We start from the raw sequence: 24052 nt of genomic DNA, 5'->3' as shown, positions 1-24052 counted from the left end.
GACAATCAACTGACATCATCATCAGCCTGACTCGATGAGAGGGGACGGTGAAGCGCAAGATTTGCCCCCGCGCCATCCCCGCTGGCCAGCGCCACGCTGGCGCAGCAAGCCAGGTTCGGTGGCTGCGGCAAGGCCTTTGTTGCTGCAAGCCCACGCTTTCGGCGCTGCCGGGCCACATGCTTGACCGGGCGGCCGCCTGCATGGCTTAATCGCCCCTTCGATCGCCACCAGTCTTGCTCATGAAAAATTCCCTTGGCAGTCTCCACATTTCCATCGTCCTGCTGGCCTGCGCCGGCAGCGCCGTGGCGCAAGCGCCGCAAGGCAAGAGCTTGCAATTATCGGCAGGCATGCATTTGATCCAGGCCGAAGTGGCCGCCACGGAAGCGCAGCGCGAGCAAGGCTTGATGTACCGCGAAAAAATGCCGGCCAACGCGGGCATGTTGTTTATTTTTGGCAATCCCGCCACCCAATGCATGTGGATGAAAAACACGCCGCTGCCCCTGTCCGTCGCCTTCATCGACGCAGATGGCAAAATTATCAATATTGAAGACATGCAGCCGCACACGCTGGATAGCCATTGCTCCGCGAAAACTGTGCCCGTGCGCTATGCGCTGGAAATGCACCTGGGCTGGTTCAAGCAACGCAATATCAAGCCGGGCATGAGCATCGGCAACTTGCCTGCGCCGCGCTAGGAACGTTGCGGCCGGAGAACCACGCAAAAAGTGCGCGGCAACGCGAAAAAACCCGCCAGAACGAATCTGCGGGTTTTTGCTTTTCAACCAGTGCCGGCGTACCGGCACAGGCAAGGCCACCTTGGTGGCTTGCCTGCTGGCGAATATTAAGCGGACAGTGCTTTCAAAGCAGCTGCCAGACGGCTCTTATGGCGAGCTGCCTTGTTTTTGTGGATGATCTTCTTGTCAGCGATACGGTCGATGGTCGACACGGATGCCTGGAAGATTGCAGCAGCAGCTGCCTTGTCGCCGCCCTGGATCGCTTTGCGAGCAGCTTTGATAGCCGTGCGCAAGGTCGAACGTTGGGACGAATTGTGTGCGTTTTGCTTAACTGCTTGACGAGCGCGTTTGCGCGCTTGTGCGGTATTTGCCATGGAATTTCCTAAAACAGGGTCAAAGTGCGTTTGCAAACATTAGTGTTTGCCAACCGGTGCGTTCTGTGCGTCTGCCGAACCATGTGTGCCAAACCAGTGCCTGTCAAACATTAGTGTCTGCGTAACAGAATTCTGTACAGCCTTCGATTATAGCGATATTTTCAAGCGGGGGCAAATCAAAAAACCGTGTGTGACGCCAAAAACACCTGAAAATGGGGCTGGCAAGGGCGGATCGGCAGCGGATCGGCAGGGTTTGTTACCATATTTTAAGCGTTTAACGGTAGCGCGCCCGGCTATAATCTGCCCCCATGAACTTGCTTAAAACCCTAGCCGCCATTTCCAGCATGACCATGCTGTCCCGTGTAACCGGATTATTGCGCGAAAGCCTGTTCGCGCGCGCCTTTGGCGCCGGCGCCTACACGGACGCATTCATTGTTGCCTTCCGCATCCCCAATCTGTTGCGCCGTTTGTTTGCCGAGGGCGCGTTCTCGCAAGCGTTCGTGCCGATCTTGTCTGAATACAAGAATCAGCACGGGCAGGAAGCGAGCAAGCAGCTGGCCGACCATGTCGCCACCACCCTCGTGTGGGCTACCCTGCTCGTGTCGGCCATCGGCATCATCGGCGCGCCATGGTTTGTCTACGTGATCGCCACGGGCCTGTCCAAGGACCCGGGCGCCTTTGACGCGGCCGTGTGGATGACGCGCCTGATGTTCCCTTATATTACCTGCATGTCCTTCGTGGCCCTGGCCGGCGGCATCTTGAATACCTGGCGCGAATTCAAGATTCCCGCCTTCACGCCCGTGCTGCTGAACCTGTCGTTCATCGCCGCCTCGCTGTTCCTCGCGCCCTACCTGAAGCAGCCGATCTACGCCATGGCCATCGCCGTGTTCGCCGGCGGCCTGCTGCAGGTGGCCATCCAGATTCCCGCGCTGATCAAGATCGGCATGCTGCCGCGGCTGTCGATCAATCCCGCCATCGGCCTGTCCGACGGCGGCGTGCGCCGCGTGCTGAAGAAGATGGGACCGGCCGTGTTCGCCGTCTCGGCGGCCCAGATCAGCCTGATGATCAATACGAGCATCGCCTCGCGCCTGGCCGAAGGCAGCATTTCCTGGCTGTCGTATGCCGACCGCCTGATGGAGTTCCCCACCGCCATGCTGGGCGTGGCCCTGGGCACCATCCTGCTGCCCAGCCTGTCGAAGGCGAATGTGGACGGCGACAAGACGGAATACTCGGCCCTGCTGGACTGGGGCTTGCGCCTGACCTTTTTGCTGGCCCTGCCCGCCGCCGTCGGCATGGCGACCCTGGCCACGCCGCTGATCGCGACATTATTTCACTATGGTAAGTTTACAGCCGAATCCGTGACCATGTCGACGCAGCCGCTGGTGGCCTACAGCCTGGGTTTGATCGGCATCATTCTCGTCAAGACCCTGGCGCCCGCGTTTTATGCGCGCCAGGACATCCGTACGCCCGTCAAGATCGCCCTTGGCGTGCTGATCGCCACCCAGCTGATGAACCTGCTCTTCGTGCCCTACATCGCCGTGGCCGGCCTGGCCCTGTCGATCGGCCTGGGTGCCTGCCTGAACGCCAGTTTCCTGTACTGGGGCTTGCGCAAGCGCGGCATCTACCAGCCCAAGCCGGGCTGGGCCAAATTCTTCGCGCGCCTGCTGCCGGCGCTCATCGTGATGGGCGGCGTGGCGTACGTTGGCGCCATGCGCATCGACTGGATCGGCATGCAAGCCCATCCGCTGCTGCGGGCCGGCGCCCTGGCCTTGGTGGTGGCCGTGTGCGGCGTGGCGTACTTTGTTACCTTGTTCCTCGTTGGCTTCCGCTTCCGCGACTTCAAGCGCCACGCGTGACAAGCTGCGCAGGGCGTTGTTGCCTGCGTCTCGCCGTACTGGCGTACTGTCTTCGACTTGGCGCCTAGCCCTGCGCAGCTTGTCCGGATTACGCAGGACGTTGTTGCCGGCGTCTCGCCGTACCAGCGTACTGTCTTCGACCTGGCCCCTGGTTTTGCGCAGCTTGTCCGAAATTGCGCAGGACGTTGTTGCCGGCGTCTCGCCGTACCAGCGTACTGTCTTCGACCTGGCCCCTGCTCCTGCGCAGCTTGTCCGAAATTGCGCAGGACGTTGTTGCCGGCGTCTCGCCGTACCAGCGTACTATCTTCGACCTGGCCCCTGCTCCTGCGCAGCTTGTCCGGATTACGCAGGACGTTGTTGCCGGCGTCTCGCCGTACCAGCGTACTGTCTTCGACCTGGCGCCTGGTCCTGCGCTGCTTGTCCGAAATTGCGCAGGACGTTGTTGCCGGCGTCTCGCCGTACCAGCGTACTGTCTTCGACCTGGCCCCTGCTCCTGCGCAGCTTGTCCGAAATTGCGCAGGACGTTGTTGCCGGCGTCTCGCCGTACCAGCGTACTGTCTTCGACTTGGCGCCTGGTCCTGCGCAGCTTGTCCGGATTACGCAGGACGTTGTTGCCGGCGTCTCGCCGTACCAGCGTACTGTCTTCGACCTGGCGCCTGGTCCTGCGCAGCTTGTCCGAAATTGCGCAGGACGTTGTTGCCGGCGTCTCGCCGTACTCACGATAGACGAAAAAAAACCCGCCGAAGCGGGTTTATAATTGCACCTGGCCGCCGTATCAGGCTGCTTTTTTTGCGGCGCGGCGACGTGCCATGAAGCCCAGCAGGCCCAAGCCACCCAGCAACATGCCATAGGTTGCTGGTTCTGGCACTGCAGACACGGTGTAGGTGCCGGTGTAGTTGGCGCCAGCCAATGCATCACCGAACAATTGCAGCTTGAAGGGACCAACACCGCTGTATTCCACGCCGAAGAACTTCAGGCCACCAGCCGAGAATGCTTCGCCCAGCTGGTTGTTCAGGTTCGATGTCAACGCATTGAACGTCAGCTTCTGGCCGGTGATCGACAAGCCGATGTTGTACTTGCCGGCGCCCAGGCCGTTCAGAATGATCTCGTCCAGGCCACCGGAAAGGATGCCATCGCCAACAACGGCGTTGAAGGTGTGGACATTGCCGTCAGCCGTAATGTCCAGGACTTGATCGCCTGCCGACGCGCTGAACGATGCTGCTGCCAGAATGCCTGCAGCGATAAATTTCAATTTCATAGTTTATCCCTTAAAAAGTAATTTATGGCTGCAATGCGCAGGCCACCAATAGTTTTAGTACCGAAAGTACTGAACAGGATGGTAGCATAATTGCATCAAATTACTTATAAATATTTTATCTAAGTTTCGCTTAAAATAACTATTTTCGGAATGTAATATTTGCCACCATCTATGAATTTCCAGAAGATAATAGTTACTAGAGCATGCATCTATTTTTATCGTGCTTTACGGTAAAACTATCGATTCGGCGGTGTTTTCATCAGGATTTTGCGGCGCAGGCTCTGCCTCGGGCTCCAGTGGCGCCTGTTCTTGCGGTGGAGTAACAGGACGGGAAAACAACGGCGATGCCGGGAGGCGGGGCGCGATGTCAGCCTCATCGCCTGCAGGCATGGCTGCCGGTGCCGCAAACTGCCCGGATGGCGGGTGGGCATCGGCCATGAAGCGCCATTCCGAGAAATGCGCCTTGCCTTCAAAACCGGCGTAACGGGCGTCGAAGTTGCCAATCTTTAATGGCGCCGCCTGCGACAGGCTGTGTACGCCGATGATGCCCTTGCCGCCGGGCTGGTACAGCAAGCCCCACTCGGCGCGCCCCGTGATGGGGTCGGCGAACAGCTTGCGCAGATGCCGGCGCACTTGGGGAAAGCGGGGATCGCGCAGCAGGGCGGCCAGATCCGGCGGCTGTTGCGGCTGGCCCGGCGGCGTGGCGGCCGCATAGCTGTACAGGGCGTCGGAAAACTGCGCGCCGATGTCGAGCAATGCCTGCTCGGCCGCCTGGCGCTGCAGCAAGGAGCCCATCTTCAGCCCGGCCGCCCCTACCAGGCCCAGGATGGCCACCAGAATGATCAGGCCCAGGTAAGTGAAGCCGCGCTGGCGGCGCGCAGAACGGTACATGGCCACTACCAGTCGGCGAACGGCGTGCCGCTGCGGTCCTTGCCGGGCGCGCCGCTTTTCACGTCGTACACCTGGCCCGGCGTGTCGTCGGGCGGCGGCACGATGATCCAGCTGGCGTCGCTGTCCGTGATGGGGTCGACGGGCATGGCGCGCAGGTATTTCTTGTCCACCAGTTGCTCCAGGGAATCGGGATAGCGGCCCGTATCGCCGTGGAACTGGTCGATGGTCGTGCGCAGATTGCGCAGGTTATCCGCCAGCACGGTTTCCTTCGCTTTGTCGAGGCTGGGAAAGTAGCGGGGCACGGCCAGGGTCAGCAGCAGCGCCACGATGCCCAGCACCACCAGCAGTTCGATCAGGGTAAAGCCGCGCGCGCGGCGCTTATGCACAGCCATGGTTCACCATAGTCGGTAAGGCACGTTGTTCAGGCCGGTCTTGCTGGAAGTCGAGTACACATCGTACACATCGTCGCCTTCGCGCGGCTCGGCCGCCTCGCTGGCGTAGCTGCGCTTGCCCCAGGTTTGCGCATCGCTCAGGCCCGCGTCTGCGTTGAACGGGTCGCGCGGCACGCGGCGCAGGAAGAACAGCTTGCTGCGCTTCGGGCTGCGCTGGTCCGCCACGCCCTCGACCAGCAGTTCCAGGCTTTTCGGATAACCGCTGGCGTCGGGCGCGCGCAGGATGCGCCCTTCGTCGCCGGCCCGCTTGTAGGCGTCGAGCCCCTGGCGGATCTCGCGCAGCGCGCGCCGCAATTCCTGCTCCTGGCGCCGCTGCACCGTCACCTGCGTGACGGGGATCACCAGGGTGGCCAGCACGCCCAGGATGGCCAGGGTCACCAGCAGTTCGATCAGGGTGAAGGCGCCCTGCCCTCTGCGTGCATGCGCCGCTCTCATTTGGCGGGCGGCGGCACCACGGGCACCGGCTGGCTCGACGACAGCGGCAAGGGCGACGCCTGCAGCGGCACGGGCTGGCCCGACGATATCGGCAAGGGCGACGCGGCCGGCTCGGGCGAGGGCGCCACCTCCGGCGCGGGCACCGTCTGCGGCAATGCCTGTGGCAAGATCGGCGGCAGCTGTCCGGGCGTCATCAGCGGCTGCGGCGGCGCCGGCTGCATGCCGACGGCGGACGGGCCGGAACGCACGATGACCGTGCCCGGCATCTGCGTGGGCGCCTTGGCCGCCATGTCGGGACGGCGGCGGAAGCTGCCTTCCGTGCCGGCCGAGAATTCCGATTCCTTCGCTTCCGGGCGCTGCACCGTGCGCACCAGGTGCGGCGTGACCGACAGCACGATTTCCGTCTTCTGGCTGTCGTCCTTGCTGCTGCCGAACAGCCGTCCCAGCACGGGTATGTCGCCCAGGCCCGGCACCTTGTTGCCCGAGCTGCGCTCCTCATTGTTGATCAGGCCCGCCAGCACCTGGTTTTCGCCATCCTTCAGCTGCAGCATGGTCGAGGCCTGGCGCGTGCCGATCTGGTACAGGGTCGAGCCGCTGCGGGTGGTGGTGGCCGCCCCCAGGTTGCTCACTTCCAGCGAAATGCGGATGCCCACTTCATTGTTCAAATAGATGGTCGGTTCGGCGTTCACCGTCAGGCCCACGTCCAGGTAGCTGATCGACTCGGAAGCGAAGCCGCCCGTGCCCGGCGAAATGGTGGTGGTCACCACGGGCACCCTGTCGCCGATGACGAATTTCGCCTTTTCGCGGTTACGCACGCGGATGCGCGGGTTGGCCAGGATATTCGCGTCGCCATCCGTCTTGTTGACGTTCGCCGTCACGGCCAGGTTGCTCACGCCGATGCTGCGCTGGTTCAGATTATTCAAATCATTGATGGTCAGCCCGATCCCGCCCGAGGTGCTCAGAGGCGTCAGGGTCAGGCTCGACGGCCAGGCCACGCCCAGTTCCAGCAGGCGGCTGCGCTTGACTTCGAGGATTTCCAGCTCCAGCACCACTTCCGCTTCCGGTACGTCCTGCAGCGCGATCAGGCGCTCGGCCAGGCGGATCGCCTCGGGCGTGTCGCGCACGATGACGAGGTTGAGCTTTTCATCGGCCACCACGTCGCGCGTCTTCAAGATGGTCTTGAGCGTGTTGGCCACCTGCTTGGCGTCGGCATTGGCCAGGAAGAAGGTTTTCACCAGCACTTCCTGGTATTCCTTCAGCTTCGCCGCCACATTGGGATAGATCAAGATCGTGTTCGCATCCATCACCTGCTGTTCCAGCTGGTTCGTCACCAGCAGGAAGTAGATGGCCGATTCCACCGTGCTGTTCTTCAGGAAGATCGACGTTTTCGCGTCCGCCTTGACGTCCTTGTCGAAGACGAAATTGAGGCCCGAGCGGCGCGCGATCAGCTCAAACACCTGTTTTAACGGGGCGTCGCGGAACTCGATCGTGATCGGCTGCTTGTACGATTTGGCCAGGCCCGATTCGACGATGGGCGGCGCCGTCTTTTCATCGACCTCACGCAGCAGCGCGCGCGCGCCCGCATGGTTCGGCTGCTCGGCAAGGATGGCGTTCAGGCGCTGGCGCGCCGGATCGTATTGTTTTGCCTCAAACGCCGCGCGTGCCTCGGCCAGCATTTTCCCCTGGCGCTGCTCGCGCTCAAGCGCGCGCAAGCCGCTGCTGGCGCGTTCGTTCTGCGCATCGATCTCGAGCACGCCGAGAAAGGAGGCGCGCGCCAGCTCGCCCTGCCCCGCCTGCGCCTGTCGCTCGGCCTGCTGCAGGCCGGTGCTGGTGGCCCGTTCGCGCGCCTGCAGATACGCGCTGCGGTACTGCGCGTTGCCGGGGTCCTGCTGCAGCGCTTCCTGCAATTTCTGCAGGCCGGCCGGCACCCGGTTTTGCGCAATCAGCTCGCGCCCGTCGCGGTAAGCCTGCTGCCCTGCGCAGCCGGACAGCAGTAGCAGCAGCGCCAGCAACGGCGCCGGTGAAAAGGAACGAGGCATCACTCGGAAACTCCAATGTTGAGCTGCTGAACCTGGTTCAACGGCAGGTAGGTGAGCGTCATGACGGGCGGCGCAATCGCCGCGACCTTGTAGGCGCCATCGATGACGGTATTGGCGCGCACGATATAGGTCTTGTCGGCGCGCGACAAAAACACTTCCCAGGCGCCGTCGGCGGCCGCTTTGCCCAGGTAGACGAAGGGCAGCGGCGGCGCCATCGGCGGCGGTGGCGGGGGCGCGGCGACGGCCACCATTTTCGGCGGCGGGTTCCAGTTCTGGCTGTGGAAGACGCCATCGGCGCCGCCAAAGGTGTCGCCATCCTCGCCCGCCACTTCGCTGCGCGGCAGCAGGGCCAGGATGGCCGGCTGCGCCGTCGCGGGCCTGGCGGCGGCGTGACGCGCGGGCGCGACGGCCCGCTCCACCGCTTCGGCCACCTCGGCCACGGGCTGGCGCTCGCCGAACAGCAGCAAGGCGCCCGCGCCCAGCACGCCGGCCAGCATCAGCCAATGGCGCGGCGTCATGGCGCGCCTCCGCCATCCGCCGGCGTCTCGGCCTGCGCATCGGTCAGATAAAAGGTCAGCCGCAGGCGCGCTTCAAGCTGCGTGTCGGCGATCTGTTCGCGGCGAAAACTGAGCTCGTCGAGCGAGGCGAAGGGCATGGCGCGCAGGGCCTGCAGCGCGAACTGCCACACGGCCGCGTAACTGCCCTTCAGCGGCAAGGTCACCTGGTACGTGGCGACCCTGCTGGCCTTGTCGTAGCCGCTTTTATACTCGCCCTGCGCCAGCACCAGGCCATGCTTGGCGGCCAGGTCGAACAGCTGCTTGACCTGCTGCTCCGCGTGGCGCTGCTGTCCCAGGACGGCATAAAAGCGCGCCAGGTTCTCGCCGGCCGTCGCCGGCGGCGCCAGGGCCGCCACGGCCGGCGCTGGCTGCGGCAAGGGACGCGCTTCCAGCCGCGCCGCCACGGCGCGCTGCTGCCAGGCCCAGGCACACGCGGCCACGCCCAGCAACAGCAAGGCCGCCGCCAGGCAGGCCGGCACGCCCAGGCGGCGCAGCAGCAGCTGCGCGCGCAGGCGCCAGGTGTTGATGTCGATGGCCATCATGGCGTACCCCAACGCGCTTCGAGCTGGAAGCGCAGGGGCTGGTTCGGATCGAGCGCATTGATTTCATGGCGCAGCAGCTGCACGCGGGCGCCGAACAGTTCCTGCCGCTTCAATTGCGCGATGTAGGCCACCATGGCGTCGCTGCCCGTCGTTTCGGCCGTGATCTTCAGGGTGCGCTTGCGCGCGTCCGGTTCCAGCGCCAGCAGCGCGATGGCGGGCGGCGTGGCGCTGGCCAGCGCATCCTGCAGATCGCGCCACGGCAGGTTCAATTGCAGGATGGCCGCATTCACGGCTGCCGCCTGCGCGGGCGCGATCGGCACTTGCGCCACCGGCGCCGGTCCTAGTGCGGCTTGCGCGACGCGCTGCTGGGCGCGCAGCCAGCGCGCGTCGCTTGCCTGCTGGCGCTGCAGCGCGGCGCTGCCGGCCAACGCCGCCGTGGCGATCAAGGCCATGCCCAGCGCGCCCGCGAACCACGCCTGCGCTGGCACGCGGTGCAGGCTGCGGCGCCAGTTTGGCGGCGCAAAATCGATGTCGAGACGGGTCATGCCAGGCCTCCGCTGCGCGCCAGCCGGGCGGCCGGCGACAAGGCGGCTTCCCCGTCCGGCGTGGAAAAAACCTGGCAGTGGAACGCTTTCGCCGGCGTCAGCCATGCGGGCGGCGGCGCGCCGCACAGCTGCAGCAGCGCCGGTGCGGACACGCCCTGCAGCAGCGCCTCGCGCGCCAGCGTCTGCGCCAGCCAGTCGCTGCCGGCATCCTGCGGCACGGGCAGCGCGCGCACGGCGCACAGGCGGCCAGCGTGCCGCACGCCCAGGGTCAAGGCGTTTTCCTGCAGCTGGCCAAACCAGGCGCCCGGCTTCAAGGCGCCATGCCAGCGGTTCCAGTGGCGCGCAAATTGCGGCGTAATGAAAATCAGGGCCAGCTTGCGTGCTTCAGCCACGCGGGTCAGCTGCGCCAGCAGCGCGCGCGGCACGGCGCAGCAGAATGGCGCGCGCGCATCCCAGGCGCTGCTGCTGTGCCACAGTCCGGGCGCATCGCCGTACAGCGACTGGAAGCGCAGCGCGGCGGCCGCCTCGATATCGGCCAGGCGCGTGGCGCCTTGCGGCAGATCCACCTGCCACAGGCGCGCCAGAGCATCGTCGAGCACCACGGACAGGGGCCAGCCCGCGTATTGGCCGGCTGGCAGAACCTGTTCCAGCGCCTGGCCCAGGGCAGCAACATCGCCGTGCAGATCGAGGCCTGGCGCATACGCCGCCTCGCCCAGCGGCGTCCAGGCGGGCGCGCGCCAGCGGCTGGTGCGCCACAGGCTGACGCTGCCCGCCGCCACGCCCAGGCGCAGCCCCTGTCCCAGGCTCAACTTCGCAAAACCGCTACGCATGCAGGGTGACCCTCTTGATTTCCGTGATGGTGGTGGCGCCCCGCCTGACCAGTTCCAGCGCCGCCAGGCGCAGGCTGCGCGTGCCGTTCGCATACGCGGCCGCCTTGATCTGGCGGATCGGCTTTTTATCGACGATGAGTTCGCGGATTTCATCGGTCAGCACGAGGATTTCGGCAATCGAGCGGCGCCCCTTGTAGCCCGTGCCGCGGCAGTCGCCGCAACCCTTGCCCTGCTTGAATTGATATGCATCAACATCGGCGCGCGCCAGGCCCACGCTGGCCAGCTCCGCGTCGTCCGGCGTGTACTCCACCGCGCAATGGGGGCAGTTGGTGCGGATCAGGCGCTGCGCCCAGATGCCGTTCAGGGCCGAGACGAATGCATACGGGTCGATGCCCATATGGGTAAAACGGCCGAACACGTCGAACACATTATTCGCATGCACGGTGGTGAGCACCAGGTGGCCCGTGAGGGCCGACTGCACGGCGATTTCCGCCGTTTCGCGGTCGCGGATCTCGCCCACCATGATTTTATCGGGGTCGTGGCGCAAAATCGAGCGCAAGCCCTTGGCGAAGGTCAGCCCCTTCTTTTCATTCACGGGTATCTGCAAGATGCCGGGCAGCTGGTATTCGACGGGGTCTTCGATGGTGATGATCTTTTCGCGCCCGTTGTGGATTTCCGTCAGCGCCGCGTACAGGGTGGTCGTCTTGCCCGAGCCCGTGGGGCCGGTGACGAGCAGCATGCCGTAGGCTTCCTGCGCCAGCGCGCGCAGGGCTTCGAGCGACGGCGCGTCAAAGCCCAGCGCTTCGAGCGTCAGCGCGCCGTAGGCCTCGATCATGGCGCGCTTGTCGAGGATGCGGATGACGGCATCCTCGCCATGGATGCTGGGCATGATGGAGACGCGCAAATCGATCTCGCGCCCGCCTGCCTCGACGCGAAAGCTGCCGTCCTGGGGCACGCGGCGCTCGGCGATATCGAGTTCGGCCAGCACTTTCAGGCGCGAGATGATGTGTTCGGCCACCTCGATGCCGTTGACGGCCGTGGCGTGATCGAGCACGCCGTCGACGCGGTATTTGACGGCCAGGCCGCCGGCCGTGCTTTCCAGGTGGATGTCCGAGGCGCCGGCCTTCAGCGCATCATACAAGGTCGAGTTGACCAGCTTGACGGCGGGGCTGGCCGCTTCCGACACGCTGGCGAACGACAGCACGGCCGCCGTCTTGCCGTCGCGCCGGGCATCGCTGGCGGCGCCGGGCAGCAGGCTGTCGACGGCGCGCGCCGATTCCTCCTGCTTCGACAGGTAGGCGCCGATGTCGGCCTGCAGCGCCAGGCGGATGCTCAAGGCGCCCCGCCCCGCGCGCGCATTCAGCCAGGTTTGCAGATCGAGATCAAAAGGGTCGGCGATCACGCCCACCAGCTGGCCATCGGCGGCGCGCAGCAGCACGCTGTGGCGCGCCAGCGCCTGCGACAGGGGCAGCACGTCGAAGGCGGGGGACAACGCCAGCATGTCGGCCGTTTCCAGCACGGCCAGGCCGAACGGGCGCGCCAGTGCGCGCACCACGGCGCGCGCCTCGATGCCGCTCAGCTGCTGCAATTCCTCGACCAGGCTGCGCTTCGATTGGCGGCACAGGACGCGCGCGCGCTGCAGCAGCGCAGGGTCGATCGCCACGGTGGCTTCGGCTGCGGATGGCATCATGAGATATCGCCGGCAAGGTCAAAGATGGGCATGTACAGCAGGATCACGATGGCGCCCACGACCAGGCCGATGGCGGCCATCAGCAAGGGTTCGAAGGTGCGCGTAAAACGGTCGATCCAGCGGCTGATTTCGCCGTCATAGAAGGCGGCCGACTGCGTCAGCATGGGGCCCATATCGCCCGTGCGCTCGCCCACGCGCAGCATGCGCAGCGAGATCGGCGTCGTCAGTTGATGCTGCTCGAAGGCGGACGACAGGGGCTGGCCCGCCTCGATGGCCGCGCGCGCGCCCTGCAAGGATGCCCGCATGCGCGGCGAGACCATCGCCTGCACGGTGGAAATGGCGTGCACGATGGTGATGCCCCCTTCGGCCAGCATGCCCAGGGTCAGGTACAGGCGCGACAGCTCATAGATGCGCACGCGCTCGCCGATGCCCGGCAGTGTCGCCAGCAGGCGCGCCACGCCGCCGTTGCGCAGCACGCGCCGCACGGCAGTAAACACGACGCTGCCGGTGATAAGCAGTCCGAGCAACAGCAGCAGGCCATGCTCGGTGACGAACTGGCCCCAGCTGAGCATCACTTGCGACATCCACGGCAGGTTGCGCCCGGCGCCCTGGTAGACCTCGGCGAAACGCGGCACCACATAGCTGATCAGGAAGGCGCTGACGCCGCCGCCCACGGCCAGCAGGATGGCCGGATAAATGGCGGCGCTGACGATTTTCGCGCGCACCGTGTCGATGCGCTGCTGGTAGTCGATGTAGCGCGACAGCGCGCGCGGCAGGTCGCTCGTGCCTTCGGCCGCCTTGACGATGCCGATATACAAAGGGGGAAACAGTTCGGCCTGCTCCGCCAGCACGGCGGAAAAGCGCTTGCCTTCGCGCAATCCTTCCAGCAGGCGCATGAGCACGCTGCGCGTGGCCGGCGACGCTTCCTTTTCCAGCAGGGCTTCGAGCGCCTCGACGATGCCCAGGCCCGCGTTGAGCAGGGCCAGCAATTCCTGGCTGAACAGCAGCAGCGGCAAGGCGCGCGCGCGCTGGCGTCCGGCCGCGCTGAACGGCGTGGCGCGCAGCGGACGGATGGCGCTGACGAAAAGGCCGCGCGCCTCTGCCTGGCGGCGCGCGTCCGCTTCGTCGCGGCCGTCGATCAGACACGTCGACAAGGTCGTTACCGCCTGGTCCGTCGAGAGTGCGCGTACTTCAAACTGCATGATGACGTATCCGTGAGGGAGGAGTGGCGCTGGCGCTATTGCGAGCTGATGTCGGCATTCTCGCCGCTGCCGCCCGGCTGGCCATCCTTGCCCAGGGAGACGATGTCATATTCGCCCTTGGTGCCCGGTGCGCGGTATTGATACGCATGGCCCCACGGGTCGAGCGGCACGGCCTTTTTCAGGTAGGGACCGTTCCAGCGCGTGCCGGCGGCCGGCGGCGCGACGAGCAGCGCGGCCAGCCCCTCTTCCGTCGTCGGATAGCGTCCCACATCGAGGCGGTAGGTATCGAGCGACTTTTCAAACGCCTCGATCTGCGCCTTGGCCACCGTCACTTCCGACTTGCCCAACTGGGCGAAATATTTGGGTCCCACATAGGCCGCCAGCAAGCCGATGATCACGATGACGACCAGCAATTCGAGCAAGGTAAAGCCACGTGCACCGCGCGCCGCTGTCAAGTTCTGCCTGTGTGCTGCATGCATCCGCCAACTCCTTATTGCCTAGCTTCAATACATTGCGTCGCCGCGCGCAGCGGATGGCCACGCACGGGCAACACGCGCTTGCCTGATGCTTATCAGCCTACCATGCCGGTTATGGTTAATACAATCTTTTCTTTGTACTGTGAACAACAAATTCACGGGGAAACCATCCAGGGCGGGCATAAGGGCCATGGCGCCGCGCGCTTGGCAGACTGGTCAATTACTCAACTATTTTCAATGCGGAAACCATCTACTCCTGGTTACCAATTCATAGTAAATGATGAATTTTATTCATTCATTAATTGTAACTTTCAAATTAAATTTGAAAGAATATCAAACAATGAAATTGTCTATTTTGCTATAGTAAAAATCAATTTTCTACGCATTGGTCTTACCCGGCCGCGCAGAAAAGAACCTCCAAGACGCAAAACATATTGCATCCGACATAATCATCAAGGGAAAACTCATGACTCGTATTGTGCATACGCAGATAGCTGCCACAGCAAATGCTTTCTCGGCCAAGCAGTGGACCGGCGCCGCCATCCTGGCCCTCTCCGCCGCCTGGGCGCCGGCCGCCATCGCGGACGTGATCAACTTCGACAATCTCGACAGCCAGTTCGTCGGTCACGGCGACTCCCTGGAATTCCAGCATTTCGTGCTGACGGGCGCCTCGAATGCCGCCGGCGCCAGTTATGGCGACTTGGTCGGCGCCGTGTTCGACGGCACGGACCCGGCCGCCTGCGGCATGGCTTGCCCGACCAACAATAAAAGCAATTACTACGCCTCCCTCAACGACGGCATCATCTACCTCGACCCGTTGAAGGCGGGCGGCAGCGTCAGCCTGCAGGGCTTCGACGCCAGTTTCATCGGCTACGCGCAGGGCGTCAGCTACCCGGCGGTGGCTGGCCTGCTGCGCGTGCAAGGCTTCTATGCCAACGGCTCCTCCATCTTTGAAACGTACCAGTTGGGCGGCCCCATCGGCGGCAACTTCCAGTTTCAGCATTTCAACACCAGCAGCGCCTTCGGCAGCCAGCAATTCGCCTCGCTGGCCTTCTTCGGTTTCACTTGCAACACGGCTGGCAGTTGCAGCGCTTTCAGCAGCAACAAGGGACAGTTTGCGCTCGACAACATCGTTGCCTCGGTACCGGAGCCGTCGACCTACGCGATGATGCTGCTCGGCCTGGCAGGCATCGGTTTCGTGGCGCGCCGCCGCCAGCAAGCCTGATCTCCCCCTTTCGATTCCCGTTATTGCTACCAGGAAACCCTACATGACATCCCGTCCCGCCTTGCGTCCCCTTTCGCTCGCCGTGCTGAGCCTGTTTGCCAGCCTGAGCTTCCAGGCCCGCGCCGACGACCTGCGCCGTCCCTACATCGTGCAGCTGACCGACAAACCGATCGCTTCCTACGCCGGCTCGGTGGAAGGCCTGGGCGCCACCCAGCCTGCCGCCGGCGGCCGCCTCGACCTGGCCAGCGCGGAAGTGCAGCTGTACGGCGACTACCTCGACCAGAAACAGGCCCGGGTACAAGCCCTCGTCGCCGCCGCGCCCGTGCAATACCAGTACAAGATCGTCCTCAACGGCTTTTCCGCGCTGCTGACCGACGCCGAAGTGCGCCAGCTGCAGGCCAGCGGCGAAGTGGCCAGCATCGCCCCCGACGAGCCGCGCGCCCTGCAGACGAACTACACGCCCACCTTCCTGGGCCTGGACCAGCCGGGCGGCCTGTGGAGCCAGCTGGGCGGCAAGCAGCATGCGGGCGAAGACATCATCATCGGCATTGTCGATGGCGGCGTGTGGCCGGAAAACCTGTCGTATGCGGACAAGGTCGACGCCAACGGCGCCCCGACCTTCGACCCGAACGCCACGCTGGCGTATGGCGCCGCGCCGGCCGCCTGGAAAGGCAGCTGCCAGGCGGGGGAAGGCTTTACGCAAGACCATTGCAACAACAAGCTGCTCGGCGCGCAGTATTTCAACGCCGTGCGCCTGACCGAGACGGACAAGATCCAACACTGGAGCGAATTCACCTCGCCGCGCGATTCCATCGGCGACCCGAATGGCGAAGGCGGCCACGGCACGCATACCTCGTCCACCGCGGGCGGCAATGCGGGCGTGCCCGTCAGCGTGAACGGCACGCGGCTGGGCGCCATTTCCGGCGTCGCGCCGCGCGCCCGCCTGTCCGTCTACAAGGTGTGCTGGTCGTACAACCTGGCCACCCAGCCGACGGGGGCGAAGAACGGCTGCTACGGCGGCGACAGCGTGGCGGCGATCGAAAAAGCCGTGCGGGACGGCGTACACGTGATCAATTACTCGATCAGCGGCGGCGGCAGCGTCAACGATCCCGTCGAGCAAGCCTTCCTGCACGCGTCGAACGCGGGCGTCTTCGTTGCCGCCTCCGCCGGCAATGCGGGCCCGGCCAATACCGTGGCCCACGTCAGTCCGTGGATCACGACCGTGGCCGCCTCGACGCACAACCGCGCCAACCAGGCCACCGTGACCTTGGGCAACGGCGCCAAGTACACGGGCGCCTCGCTCAACTACAACCCGTTGCCGGCCACCACCCTGATCCGCGCCCAGGATGCGGGCTTGCCCGGCGCCGATGCGCAAAAACTGGCGCTGTGCTACCGCGCCGGCGACAACGGCGGCGTGGCCCTGCTGGACCCGGCCAAGGTGGCCGGCAAGGTCGTCAGCTGCCTGCGCGGCACCACGGCGCGTACCGACAAGGGCGTCGCCGTGCTCGAAGCGGGCGGCGCCGGCATGGTGCTGGTCGACACGGGCGTGGGCCTGGTGTCGGACCCGCACGTGCTGCCGGCCGTGCACGTGAGCGCCGCCGATGGCGCGCTGATCAACGCCCAGGCACAGACGGGTGCGGCCACGGCCGCCATCTCGCGTTTCGTTACCAACGGCAACGGCCCCGCCGCCCCCGTGGTGGCCGACTTCTCCTCGCGCGGCCCGAACCTGTACGACGCCAACCTGCTCAAGCCGGACGTCACGGCGCCTGGCGTGGATATCCTGGCCGGCGGCACGCCTGCCCTGTCGCGCGCCCAGCGCGACGCCGTGCAGGATGGCAGCCTGGTGCCGCCGCAAGCCTACATCTTCCTGCAAGGCACCTCGATGGCCAGCCCGCACGTGGCCGGCCTGGCCGCCCTGCTGCGCCAGCAGCATCCGGACTGGAGCCCGGCCGCCATCAAGTCGGCACTGATGACCACCGGCAGCGCCACCCTGCCCGACGTCCAGGCGGGCGACGCGCGCGGCATCCTGCCATGGGGCCAGGGCGCCGGCCACGTGACGCCAAACAAGGCCACCGATCCCGGCCTCGTGTATGACGCCAGCCTGGCCGACTACAAGAAATACATGTGCGGCGTCGGCATGACGGCCGAATGCGCGGGCGGCACCATTGCCGGCTACAACCTGAACGTGCCGTCGATCACCATCGGCAACGTGCTGGGCACGCAAACGGTGACGCGCCGCGTCACCAACGTGGGCAGCAGCAGCGCCACCTACACGGCCAGCGCCTCGCTCAGCGGCTACAGCGTGGCGGTGTCGCCGGCCACCCTGCTGCTCGCGCCCGGCGAAACCAAGTCCTTCACCGTGACCCTGACGCGCACGACGGCGCCGGACAACGCGTGGCAGTATGGCGCCCTCGTGTGGAGCGACGGCGTGCACACGGTACGCAGCCCCGTCACGGCCCGCTCGGGCCGCGCGGTGCAGTCGCCGGCGCTGCTGCAGGCCGACAAGGTCAGCGGCTTGCGTTCGCTGACCCTGTCCACCGGCTTTGCCGGCAAGGTGGGCGCGGCAACGGGCGGCCTGAAGGAAGTGGCGCGCAGCGAGCAAACCGTGAACCAGGCGCCGGCAGGCAGCATGGAAACCGTGGCGCAGATGACGGCCGCGTGCAAGGCGGGCAGCGGTGGCGTGCGCACCGTCAATGTCAGCATTCCCGCCAGCACGGTGGTGGCGCGTTTTGAAATCTTCGACCGCGACACGACCGAAGGCGCGGGCAATGACCTCGACTTGATGCTGCTCAACAGCGCCGGTGCGGCCGTCGCCATGTCGGCCACGGCCGGCTCGAACGAGGCGATCACCGTGACCACCCCGGCGGCAGGCAACTACAAGGTTTGCGTGATCGGCTATGAACTGGCCAGCGGCGTGTCGACGGGCTTCGGCCTGTCGTCGGCCGTCGTCACGACAGCCGACAAGGGCGGTAACCTGAAAGCCAGCCTGCCCAGCAAGGTGTACGTGGGCGGCAGCGCCACGGCCGGCGTCAGCTGGTCGGGCCTGGAAACGGGCAAGCGCTACCTGGGCGGCGTGGTCTTCCTGGATGGCAACAACGCGGCAGCGTCCACCACCGTGCTGTCGGTGGAGACCAACAGTCCGTTGCCGCTGGCCGTCCCCAGCCAGCGCAACGTGAAGGTGGATGCCAAGCTGTAACGGTATCGCTCCAGCTCATCACACAACGCGCCCTGCGGGGCGCGTTTTTTATGCGCGACGCGCGTACAATCGGCGTATGGGCGCGACGCGCCAAGGGAGCTGGCGTGTCCGCATTTCGCCTCAGCATTGCCATCGTGGCCGGCATGGCCAGCATCCATGCCCTGCCTGTCGCGGCGCAGGCCGCTGCCGCGCGCCTGCCCTATCTGGTGCGCTTGAACGCGCCGCCGCTGGCCTCGCAGGCGGACGGCGTGCATGGGCTCGATACGCACAGCGAGGCCGCGCGGCGCTACACGGCCCAACTGGAAGCGCGGCAGCGCGCCGTGCTGGCGCTGGTGCCCGATGCCCCGGTGCAATACCGCTACACGGTGGCCTTCAACGGCTTTGCCGCCATGCTGACGTCAGCCGAAGTGGCGCGCCTGCAAGCGAGCCCGGACGTGGCGCAGGTGTCGCCCGGCACCGTCGAACACACGCAGGAGGACGGCACCAATGGCCATCATAAAATACAGGACCAGCGCTAATGGCCGAGCAGGCGCAGTGCGATGCCGCGCGAGACGGCCTGCGTGCGGTTGCTCACGCCGAGTAATTTGTAGATGCGCTGCAAATGGCTTTTCACGGTGGCGCCGCTGATGCCGAGAATTTGCCCCACCTCGTCATTGCTCTTGCCCTCGCGCACCCAATGCAGCACTTCCAGTTCGCGCGCACTGGCCGCGCGCGTGACGCCCAGGCCGCCCGGGAACCCCGGCTGGCTGCCTGGCAGCGCCAGCCAGTGCACGTGCAGGTAGGGCAGCAGTAATTCCAGCGCATACGCGTGGCGCGCCGCGTCCACGGTCCCCGTGGCGAACAGGGCAAAAAAACTGCCGCCCCCCTCGCCCACGCTGCCGTGCACCAGCGCGCCGTCGATGACGCCCGCCCTCTGGCCGCCCGCGCGCCAGGCCAGCGCCAGGCGTGCCAGCTGGCCCTGGCGCTCGCGCAACTGCGCGTGATCGGGCACGACGCTGTGCCAGGCCTCGCTGCGCAGCACGGCCCCGCCGGCACCCAGCTGCGCGCACATTAATATGTCGTGCGGCAACAGCGTTTGCAGCGGCCCCTGGCTCCACAGGAAGAAATCGCTGGGCGCGGCGATGCCGTGCGCGCCCAGAATCGCATGCAGCAGGTATTCCTGTTCCCGCCCCGTCAGCAGCATCATGCGCACACGGCCCTGTCAAATGCCAGGTAGCGGTAGCCGCTGCCGCGCACGGTTTCAATGCAGTGGCCGCAACCGCCCGGCAGCAGAGCCTGCCGCAAGCGGCCCACATGGGCGTCGACCGTGCGTTCGTCGAGATAGGCGGCATGGCCCCACACCTGGTCCAGCAGTTGTGCGCGGCTGTGCACCCTGCCCGGATGGTTCATGAGGAAATGCAGCAGCTTGAATTCCACGCGGCCCAGGCTGACGGGCACGCTGCCGGCCGTCACGCGCAAGGTATGCGGATCGAGCCGCAAGGCGGTGGCGCCGGCCGTGTTTGCGCCTGGGCGCGAGGCCGATGGCGCGCGCCGGCGCAGCAGCGCGTGCACGCGGGCCAGCATTTCACGAGGACCGAAGGGCTTGCACAGGTAATCGTCGGCCCCGCTTTCCAGCGCCAGCACCTTGTCGTGCTCGCTGTCGCGCGCGCTGACCATGATGATGGGCATGTCGCACAGCTGGCCATCCTGGCGCACCTGGCGCAGCAGCGCGATGCCGGACGCATCGGGCAACTCCCATTCCAGCAGCAGCACGTCGGGCGGGTCGGCCGCCAGCAGCGCCAGTGCGCCGCGCGCATCGAGGGCGCAGCTGACCCGATAACCGGCGCCGGCCAGGTTATGCGCCAGCAGCGCCTGCATGGCGGGAGCAGGGTCCAGTACCAGGATATGGCCAGGCATCGATGCATCCTCCGGAAAAATTGGCGTGGACCGTCAAAAAACTAGACGGCTCGACAAGTTTTTCACTATGCATCAAGCACAAAACGGTGACCAATACAATTTAGTTTCCAGATTTATAGCTATTGCGACTAAATGGACGCAACACAGCGGCCCGCAGGCGCGCTGTGTCCCGCTTGGCAATACTATGCGCGTGCGACGGGCTGGCGGCGGCGCAGGGCCAGGCCGATCAGCGCCAGGCCGCCCGTCAGCATCATCCATTCCGAGGCTTCCGGCACGGCCGAGATCGACGCGATGCCGGCATAGGTGCTGCCGGCAATGCTGGCGGGAATGCCGCCATTGAGCGGCGTCAATTCGAATTGCACGAGATTGCCGTCCACATTGCCCAGGTAGGCCATGCCGGAGGCGTCGAGCAAGCCCACGCCAAACGTCGTGCCCGCGTTACCGGCCGTGTGCAGGAAATCGCCGCCAAAGACGATATTGAAACCGAACTTGCCGCCCAGGGTCACGTTGTGAAACCAGTCGTTGTAGGCGCCGCTATTGCCGAAGGTCAAGGTGCCGGGCAGGCTGCCGCTGACATTGCCTTCCTGCGACGCCAGCGCGCCAAATGCGCCCGAGAAATTGCTGAGGGTGGCCGTCGCGCCCGGCGCGGGGCTATTTCCAGCAATAAAGGCGAAGTCGAGGAAACCGGCGCCCGAGAACTGGCGCGTGTCGATTTCCACGCGGTAGCCGAGCGGGTCCGCCAGCGCCAGGCTGGAGCTGCCGGCAAGCAAGGCGGTCAGGACGGCGCGGCGCAGGGCAAGGCTGAATTTCGTTGTCAACATGGTCAAGTCCTTAGAAGTTGCCGGCGAAAATGCTGGCGGAGTAATTGATCGTCACTTTCGACGGATTGCTGAAACTGACGGCGAACGAGGCCGTCGCGCCCGGCGCCAGGCTGGCCGCGTTGACGGTGACATAGGCGGCGCCCGCATGGCTGCCCGTGGCATTGGCCAGGGTCACGCCAGCCGGCAAGCCGCCAAACACCACCTGGAACGGGCCGTGCAAGGCGCTGCTGCCCGTGTTGCTGAAGGCAAACGTGCCCGTGTATTTCTGCGTCGCGCGGTTGTACGTCAAGCCCGAACTGTTGACCGACACGGCCGCCGTGATGTCGCGGTAGGCGGGCTGCAAGTCCAGGCTGATGACGACGGGATCGTGGTCCGAGGCGCGGTAGGGCAAGGCGTTGTACAGGTCTTGCGGCTTGGCCGAGTCAATGTTGTAGTCGATCACTTCCGGCTCGTCCGCGTTCACATGCCACTCGGCAACGCCAGCCACTTGCGGGCTCAGCGAAGCGCTGGCCAGCGCATGGTCGAGATAGCCGCTCTGGCCGCCGAACACGTAGGAATACGGCATGCCGGACGGCCGCACGAAGCGTTCGAGTTCATTGACGAAGCCGGCGCCCGTGATGACCTGGATCGGGTCTTCCGCGCCATACGAGTTCAAGTCGCCGATGACGAGCACGTCCGCGTCGCCGGCGGCCGCTGCCACCTGCGGCACGAAGCTGCCCACCAGGCGCTGGGCCTGCTGCACGCGGGTGGCGTTCCAGCAGCTCTGGCTATCGTTCTGGTCCGCGTCCAGCCCGCCCGACGGGCAGCTGCCCTTCGATTTCAGGTGATTGACGATCAGCGAGAATTTCTCGCCGTTGGCGGCCTTGAACGTTTGCGCCATCGGCGGACGGTTGTTGATGGCGTTGGCATCCGACAGGGCGCCGCCCACCAGGCCCAGCTTGGCAGGCTTGTAGATCATGGCCACGCGGATGGCGTCCGTGCCCGTGGCGGCCGGTTTCGGCACCACGGCGTAGCTGACGCCGCCGATGGCCGCGTTGAGCTGTTCGACCAGGTAACTAACGGCCGTTTCGCCATTGTTCTGGATTTCCATCAAGCCCACCACGTCCGCGTCGATGGCTTTCAGTTCGGCCACGATCTTGTCGCGCTGGCGCACGAATTCGGCCAGATTGTCGGCGCCGCGGCAGTTGCTCTTGCTGGTCGAGGAACCCACGGTGCAGCCCTGCCCCGTCTGGCCAAAGACATTGTTGCCATTCGTAAAGGTCGTGAAGAAGTTCAGCACGTTGGCGCTGGCCACTTTGACGTTGCCGGATGGCAGTTCCGGGCTGCCCGTGCGCGGGTTGTCGCGCGAGAATTGCGGCGTCTGCGTCGGCTGCAATTTATAGGCGGCGCCGCCACCGCCGATGGCGCCGAAATCCACCACGCCCGTCAGGTCGGACACCGTGTCGCCGCTGCGCACGGTGTTATCCTGGCCGATATACGGTATCGTCGGCGGCGTGACGAAAATGCCATCATCGAGCACGATCAGGTTGTTCGCATTGGCCGCGATCAAGGCTTGCGCCTCGGCGGAGCCGGCCGGATGGCGGTTGGTCGGCACTTCGCGCCGTCCCGCCGACAGGGTCAGCTCGCCGCGCGCGCCCAGGTAGGCGTTTTGCGACACGGTCAACGGTTGCGTGAAGCGCACCAGCATGCCTTCCACGGCAGCCAGATTGTCGTTCGGCAGAGTCACATTCGTCGGCACGATGCCGTGGCCGGCGCTTTGCGTGAGGATGGCCGTCACGTCCTTCAATTCCGTGTAGGAATTTTTTGCGCCCGTGGGCGTGTATTCGAACACCGTGCCCGTCACGCGCACCAGTTCGCCCGGCTGCACCGTCGTGGCCGTCGCGCCCGTGTAGACGAAGATGCCGTCCGAGGTCGACGGGTCGCCGTCGCCGGCCGCGTCCTGCATGAAGAAACCGGTACCCACCTTCAGGGTGACGACGCCCTCGGTCGTCTGCACGGAATTGGCGTAGGGGCTGCTTGCACCGCTGCCCTGGATTTGCGGGATCGTGTGGCTGACGGCGGCCAGGCCCTGCACGGCCACGTCGACCTTGCATGACGCCGTTTGCTGCTGGTCGTTGCCGAACTGGACGATGACAGGATAATTGCCCACCGGCACGCCGGCGGCCACCACCAAATTGACGCTGGCGCTGTCGCCCGCCACGCCGGCCGCGCTGAAATTGACCAGGCTGATGCCGGCCACGGCTGGCGAGCTCAAGATAGCAGCATTTACCACGCCATCGACGTCGGACGCGCGCAGCACGGCGCTGCCGCCACTGCCCAGCGCCAGCGCCAGGCTGGCGGGGCAGCTGGTCGTGATCTGGTGCACGACGGGGCCGCCGCAGACGTGGCGTTCGGAAGCGGTGTTGCGCGGCGTCACGCTGCCGGCGGCGAAGTCCACGCTGTTATCGTCCGTGTCGCTGCAGCCGCCGTTTGCGCGCGCGATCGACAGGGTATTCGATGGTGCGGGCGCCGCAGCGCCTTCAAAGCCGTTGGCCGTGCCGAAACCCACCAGGTCGACGACGGCCGCGCCCGTGGGGCTGGTGCCCGTCTGGGCCGTCTTGTTATTACTCAGTAACACCTTGCCCGCCGTGCCCGACATGGCCAGGCTGCCCGTGGCGTCCGGCGTAGGCAAGTCCTGCGTGCCGCCCGTGCCCTTGGCTTGCTGGACGAGCAAATACTGGCCAGCTTGCAAATCGATAGCGGGCAAGGCCGTCACGGCCCAGGTCGAACCGGCGGCGGACGCGTATTGCACGCTCCAGTTGCTCAGGTTCACGGGGCTGGCGCCGCGGTTGAACAGTTCGATGAAATCGTTGCGGTACAGCGCGCCATTATTGCCGCCACCGCCATACACCTGGCTGATGACGACATCGGAAGCGGCCAGCGCCGGCACGGACAGGCTGGCCAGCAAGGCAGCCATGACGGTCAGGCGCAGGGGCGTGCGCAAGGGAGAGAACGAGGTGTGCATGAGTATCCCGGTCGGTAAATAAATGGCGCCGC

The 24052-nt window shown here is 65.3% G+C and carries 22 protein-coding genes; 5 read left to right on the top strand and 17 right to left on the bottom strand.

Going from position 1 to position 24052, the window contains the following annotated elements; translation table 11 throughout:
* Window positions 1-239 precede the first annotated feature (239 nt).
* The gene (locus BXA07_RS09640) at window positions 240-692 is read left to right on the top strand and encodes a DUF192 domain-containing protein (protein ID WP_076567605.1); all 453 of its coding nucleotides are present in this window, start codon (window positions 240-242) and stop codon (window positions 690-692) included.
* A 146-nt stretch (window positions 693-838) separates the two neighbouring features.
* On the opposite strand, the gene rpsT is transcribed toward BXA07_RS09640, so the two are convergent.
* Window positions 839-1105 (bottom strand): 30S ribosomal protein S20, encoded by a 267-nt coding sequence (rpsT, locus tag BXA07_RS09635; RefSeq protein WP_010395935.1) that lies wholly within the window; start codon window positions 1103-1105, stop codon window positions 839-841.
* Between the two features lie 308 nt (window positions 1106-1413).
* On the opposite strand from rpsT, the gene murJ reads away from it, so the two are divergent.
* Window positions 1414-2961 carry a murein biosynthesis integral membrane protein MurJ gene (gene murJ, locus BXA07_RS09630; RefSeq protein WP_076567603.1) on the top strand — a complete coding sequence of 516 codons (1548 nt, stop codon included), beginning with the start codon at window positions 1414-1416 and terminating at the stop codon, window positions 2959-2961.
* A 775-nt stretch (window positions 2962-3736) separates the two neighbouring features.
* On the opposite strand, the gene BXA07_RS09625 is transcribed toward murJ, so the two are convergent.
* The 12 genes from BXA07_RS09625 to gspG all read right to left on the bottom strand — a co-directional run bounded on the left by BXA07_RS09625 (window position 3737) and on the right by gspG (window position 13881).
* Entirely contained in the window at window positions 3737-4219 is a 483-nt protein-coding gene (locus BXA07_RS09625) for an FxDxF family PEP-CTERM protein (protein ID WP_076567601.1), read from the bottom strand.
* Between the two features lie 225 nt (window positions 4220-4444).
* Window positions 4445-5110, bottom strand: a complete 666-nt coding sequence (locus BXA07_RS09620; protein WP_076567717.1) for a type II secretion system protein — start codon at window positions 5108-5110, stop codon at window positions 4445-4447.
* Between the two features lie 5 nt (window positions 5111-5115).
* Window positions 5116-5502 (bottom strand): type II secretion system protein, encoded by a 387-nt coding sequence (locus BXA07_RS09615; protein ID WP_076567599.1) that lies wholly within the window; start codon window positions 5500-5502, stop codon window positions 5116-5118.
* Window positions 5503-5505: 3 nt separating this feature from the next.
* Window positions 5506-5997, bottom strand: coding sequence for a type II secretion system protein (locus tag BXA07_RS09610; protein WP_076567597.1), 492 nt, complete (start codon window positions 5995-5997; stop codon window positions 5506-5508).
* Window positions 5994-8036 (bottom strand): secretin N-terminal domain-containing protein, encoded by a 2043-nt coding sequence (locus BXA07_RS09605; RefSeq protein ID WP_076567595.1) that lies wholly within the window; start codon window positions 8034-8036, stop codon window positions 5994-5996. Before BXA07_RS09605 ends, BXA07_RS09610 begins: the two co-directional genes overlap by 4 nt.
* A complete protein-coding gene (locus BXA07_RS09600) occupies window positions 8036-8554 on the bottom strand; it encodes a hypothetical protein (RefSeq protein ID WP_076567593.1) in 519 nt (172 codons plus the stop codon). The genes BXA07_RS09605 and BXA07_RS09600 overlap by 1 nt, the downstream gene beginning before the upstream one ends.
* Window positions 8551-9135: a hypothetical protein gene (locus BXA07_RS09595; RefSeq protein WP_076567591.1), complete on the bottom strand. Its 585-nt coding sequence runs from the start codon at window positions 9133-9135 to the stop codon at window positions 8551-8553. Before BXA07_RS09595 ends, BXA07_RS09600 begins: the two co-directional genes overlap by 4 nt.
* A complete protein-coding gene (locus tag BXA07_RS09590) occupies window positions 9132-9680 on the bottom strand; it encodes a hypothetical protein (RefSeq protein WP_076567589.1) in 549 nt (182 codons plus the stop codon). The genes BXA07_RS09595 and BXA07_RS09590 overlap by 4 nt, the downstream gene beginning before the upstream one ends.
* Window positions 9677-10510, bottom strand: coding sequence for a hypothetical protein (locus tag BXA07_RS09585; RefSeq protein WP_076567588.1), 834 nt, complete (start codon window positions 10508-10510; stop codon window positions 9677-9679). Before BXA07_RS09585 ends, BXA07_RS09590 begins: the two co-directional genes overlap by 4 nt.
* Window positions 10503-12200: a GspE/PulE family protein gene (locus BXA07_RS09580; protein WP_076567586.1), complete on the bottom strand. Its 1698-nt coding sequence runs from the start codon at window positions 12198-12200 to the stop codon at window positions 10503-10505. Before BXA07_RS09580 ends, BXA07_RS09585 begins: the two co-directional genes overlap by 8 nt.
* The gene (locus BXA07_RS09575) at window positions 12197-13402 is read right to left on the bottom strand and encodes a type II secretion system F family protein (protein ID WP_076567584.1); all 1206 of its coding nucleotides are present in this window, start codon (window positions 13400-13402) and stop codon (window positions 12197-12199) included. Before BXA07_RS09575 ends, BXA07_RS09580 begins: the two co-directional genes overlap by 4 nt.
* Before the next feature lie 35 nt (window positions 13403-13437).
* Window positions 13438-13881: a type II secretion system major pseudopilin GspG gene (gene gspG, locus BXA07_RS09570; protein ID WP_076567583.1), complete on the bottom strand. Its 444-nt coding sequence runs from the start codon at window positions 13879-13881 to the stop codon at window positions 13438-13440.
* Between the two features lie 463 nt (window positions 13882-14344).
* Here gspG and BXA07_RS09565 point away from each other — a divergent pair, with 463 nt between their 5' ends.
* From BXA07_RS09565 to BXA07_RS09555, 3 genes are all read left to right on the top strand, one after another.
* A complete protein-coding gene (locus tag BXA07_RS09565) occupies window positions 14345-15103 on the top strand; it encodes an NF038120 family PEP-CTERM protein (protein ID WP_076567581.1) in 759 nt (252 codons plus the stop codon).
* A gap of 43 nt (window positions 15104-15146) precedes the next feature.
* Window positions 15147-18299 carry a S8 family serine peptidase gene (locus BXA07_RS09560; RefSeq protein ID WP_076567580.1) on the top strand — a complete coding sequence of 1051 codons (3153 nt, stop codon included), beginning with the start codon at window positions 15147-15149 and terminating at the stop codon, window positions 18297-18299.
* A gap of 104 nt (window positions 18300-18403) precedes the next feature.
* On the top strand, window positions 18404-18817 hold the full coding sequence (locus BXA07_RS09555) for a protease inhibitor I9 family protein (protein WP_170909632.1): 414 nt from the start codon (window positions 18404-18406) through the stop codon (window positions 18815-18817).
* On the opposite strand, the gene BXA07_RS09550 is transcribed toward BXA07_RS09555, so the two are convergent.
* The 4 genes from BXA07_RS09550 to BXA07_RS09535 form a co-directional block, all read right to left on the bottom strand.
* Window positions 18814-19485: a LuxR C-terminal-related transcriptional regulator gene (locus tag BXA07_RS09550; protein WP_076567577.1), complete on the bottom strand. Its 672-nt coding sequence runs from the start codon at window positions 19483-19485 to the stop codon at window positions 18814-18816. The genes BXA07_RS09555 and BXA07_RS09550 overlap by 4 nt on opposite strands.
* Window positions 19482-20195, bottom strand: coding sequence for a winged helix-turn-helix domain-containing protein (locus BXA07_RS09545; RefSeq protein ID WP_076567575.1), 714 nt, complete (start codon window positions 20193-20195; stop codon window positions 19482-19484). Before BXA07_RS09545 ends, BXA07_RS09550 begins: the two co-directional genes overlap by 4 nt.
* Window positions 20196-20377: 182 nt before the next feature.
* Window positions 20378-21016 carry an NF038129 family PEP-CTERM protein gene (locus BXA07_RS09540; RefSeq protein ID WP_076567574.1) on the bottom strand — a complete coding sequence of 213 codons (639 nt, stop codon included), beginning with the start codon at window positions 21014-21016 and terminating at the stop codon, window positions 20378-20380.
* Window positions 21017-21026: 10 nt separating this feature from the next.
* Window positions 21027-24020: an ExeM/NucH family extracellular endonuclease gene (locus BXA07_RS09535; protein WP_076567572.1), complete on the bottom strand. Its 2994-nt coding sequence runs from the start codon at window positions 24018-24020 to the stop codon at window positions 21027-21029.
* Window positions 24021-24052 lie beyond the last annotated feature (32 nt).

The organism is Janthinobacterium sp. TND4EL3 (assembly GCF_900156175.1).
Classification (GTDB): Bacteria; Pseudomonadota; Gammaproteobacteria; order Burkholderiales; family Burkholderiaceae_D; genus Janthinobacterium.
Note: the sequence above shows the minus strand (reverse complement) of the source record. Positions and strands in the feature narration are given on the sequence as shown.

What these genes read in the sequence shown, in the direction of transcription:
- BXA07_RS09640 (WP_076567605.1), top strand. Translation starts at nt 240, where the DNA reads ATGAAAAATTCCCTTGGCAGTCTCCACATTTCCATCGTCCTGCTGGCC.
- rpsT (WP_010395935.1), bottom strand. Translation starts at nt 1,105, where the DNA reads ATGGCAAATACCGCACAAGCGCGCAAACGCGCTCGTCAAGCAGTTAAG.
- murJ (WP_076567603.1), top strand. Translation starts at nt 1,414, where the DNA reads ATGAACTTGCTTAAAACCCTAGCCGCCATTTCCAGCATGACCATGCTG.
- BXA07_RS09625 (WP_076567601.1), bottom strand. Translation starts at nt 4,219, where the DNA reads ATGAAATTGAAATTTATCGCTGCAGGCATTCTGGCAGCAGCATCGTTC.
- BXA07_RS09620 (WP_076567717.1), bottom strand. Translation starts at nt 5,110, where the DNA reads ATGTACCGTTCTGCGCGCCGCCAGCGCGGCTTCACTTACCTGGGCCTG.
- BXA07_RS09615 (WP_076567599.1), bottom strand. Translation starts at nt 5,502, where the DNA reads ATGGCTGTGCATAAGCGCCGCGCGCGCGGCTTTACCCTGATCGAACTG.
- BXA07_RS09610 (WP_076567597.1), bottom strand. Translation starts at nt 5,997, where the DNA reads ATGAGAGCGGCGCATGCACGCAGAGGGCAGGGCGCCTTCACCCTGATC.
- BXA07_RS09605 (WP_076567595.1), bottom strand. Translation starts at nt 8,036, where the DNA reads ATGCCTCGTTCCTTTTCACCGGCGCCGTTGCTGGCGCTGCTGCTACTG.
- BXA07_RS09600 (WP_076567593.1), bottom strand. Translation starts at nt 8,554, where the DNA reads ATGACGCCGCGCCATTGGCTGATGCTGGCCGGCGTGCTGGGCGCGGGC.
- BXA07_RS09595 (WP_076567591.1), bottom strand. Translation starts at nt 9,135, where the DNA reads ATGATGGCCATCGACATCAACACCTGGCGCCTGCGCGCGCAGCTGCTG.
- BXA07_RS09590 (WP_076567589.1), bottom strand. Translation starts at nt 9,680, where the DNA reads ATGACCCGTCTCGACATCGATTTTGCGCCGCCAAACTGGCGCCGCAGC.
- BXA07_RS09585 (WP_076567588.1), bottom strand. Translation starts at nt 10,510, where the DNA reads ATGCGTAGCGGTTTTGCGAAGTTGAGCCTGGGACAGGGGCTGCGCCTG.
- BXA07_RS09580 (WP_076567586.1), bottom strand. Translation starts at nt 12,200, where the DNA reads ATGATGCCATCCGCAGCCGAAGCCACCGTGGCGATCGACCCTGCGCTG.
- BXA07_RS09575 (WP_076567584.1), bottom strand. Translation starts at nt 13,402, where the DNA reads ATGCAGTTTGAAGTACGCGCACTCTCGACGGACCAGGCGGTAACGACC.
- gspG (WP_076567583.1), bottom strand. Translation starts at nt 13,881, where the DNA reads ATGCATGCAGCACACAGGCAGAACTTGACAGCGGCGCGCGGTGCACGT.
- BXA07_RS09565 (WP_076567581.1), top strand. Translation starts at nt 14,345, where the DNA reads ATGACTCGTATTGTGCATACGCAGATAGCTGCCACAGCAAATGCTTTC.
- BXA07_RS09560 (WP_076567580.1), top strand. Translation starts at nt 15,147, where the DNA reads ATGACATCCCGTCCCGCCTTGCGTCCCCTTTCGCTCGCCGTGCTGAGC.
- BXA07_RS09550 (WP_076567577.1), bottom strand. Translation starts at nt 19,485, where the DNA reads ATGATGCTGCTGACGGGGCGGGAACAGGAATACCTGCTGCATGCGATT.
- BXA07_RS09545 (WP_076567575.1), bottom strand. Translation starts at nt 20,195, where the DNA reads ATGCCTGGCCATATCCTGGTACTGGACCCTGCTCCCGCCATGCAGGCG.
- BXA07_RS09540 (WP_076567574.1), bottom strand. Translation starts at nt 21,016, where the DNA reads ATGTTGACAACGAAATTCAGCCTTGCCCTGCGCCGCGCCGTCCTGACC.
- BXA07_RS09535 (WP_076567572.1), bottom strand. Translation starts at nt 24,020, where the DNA reads ATGCACACCTCGTTCTCTCCCTTGCGCACGCCCCTGCGCCTGACCGTC.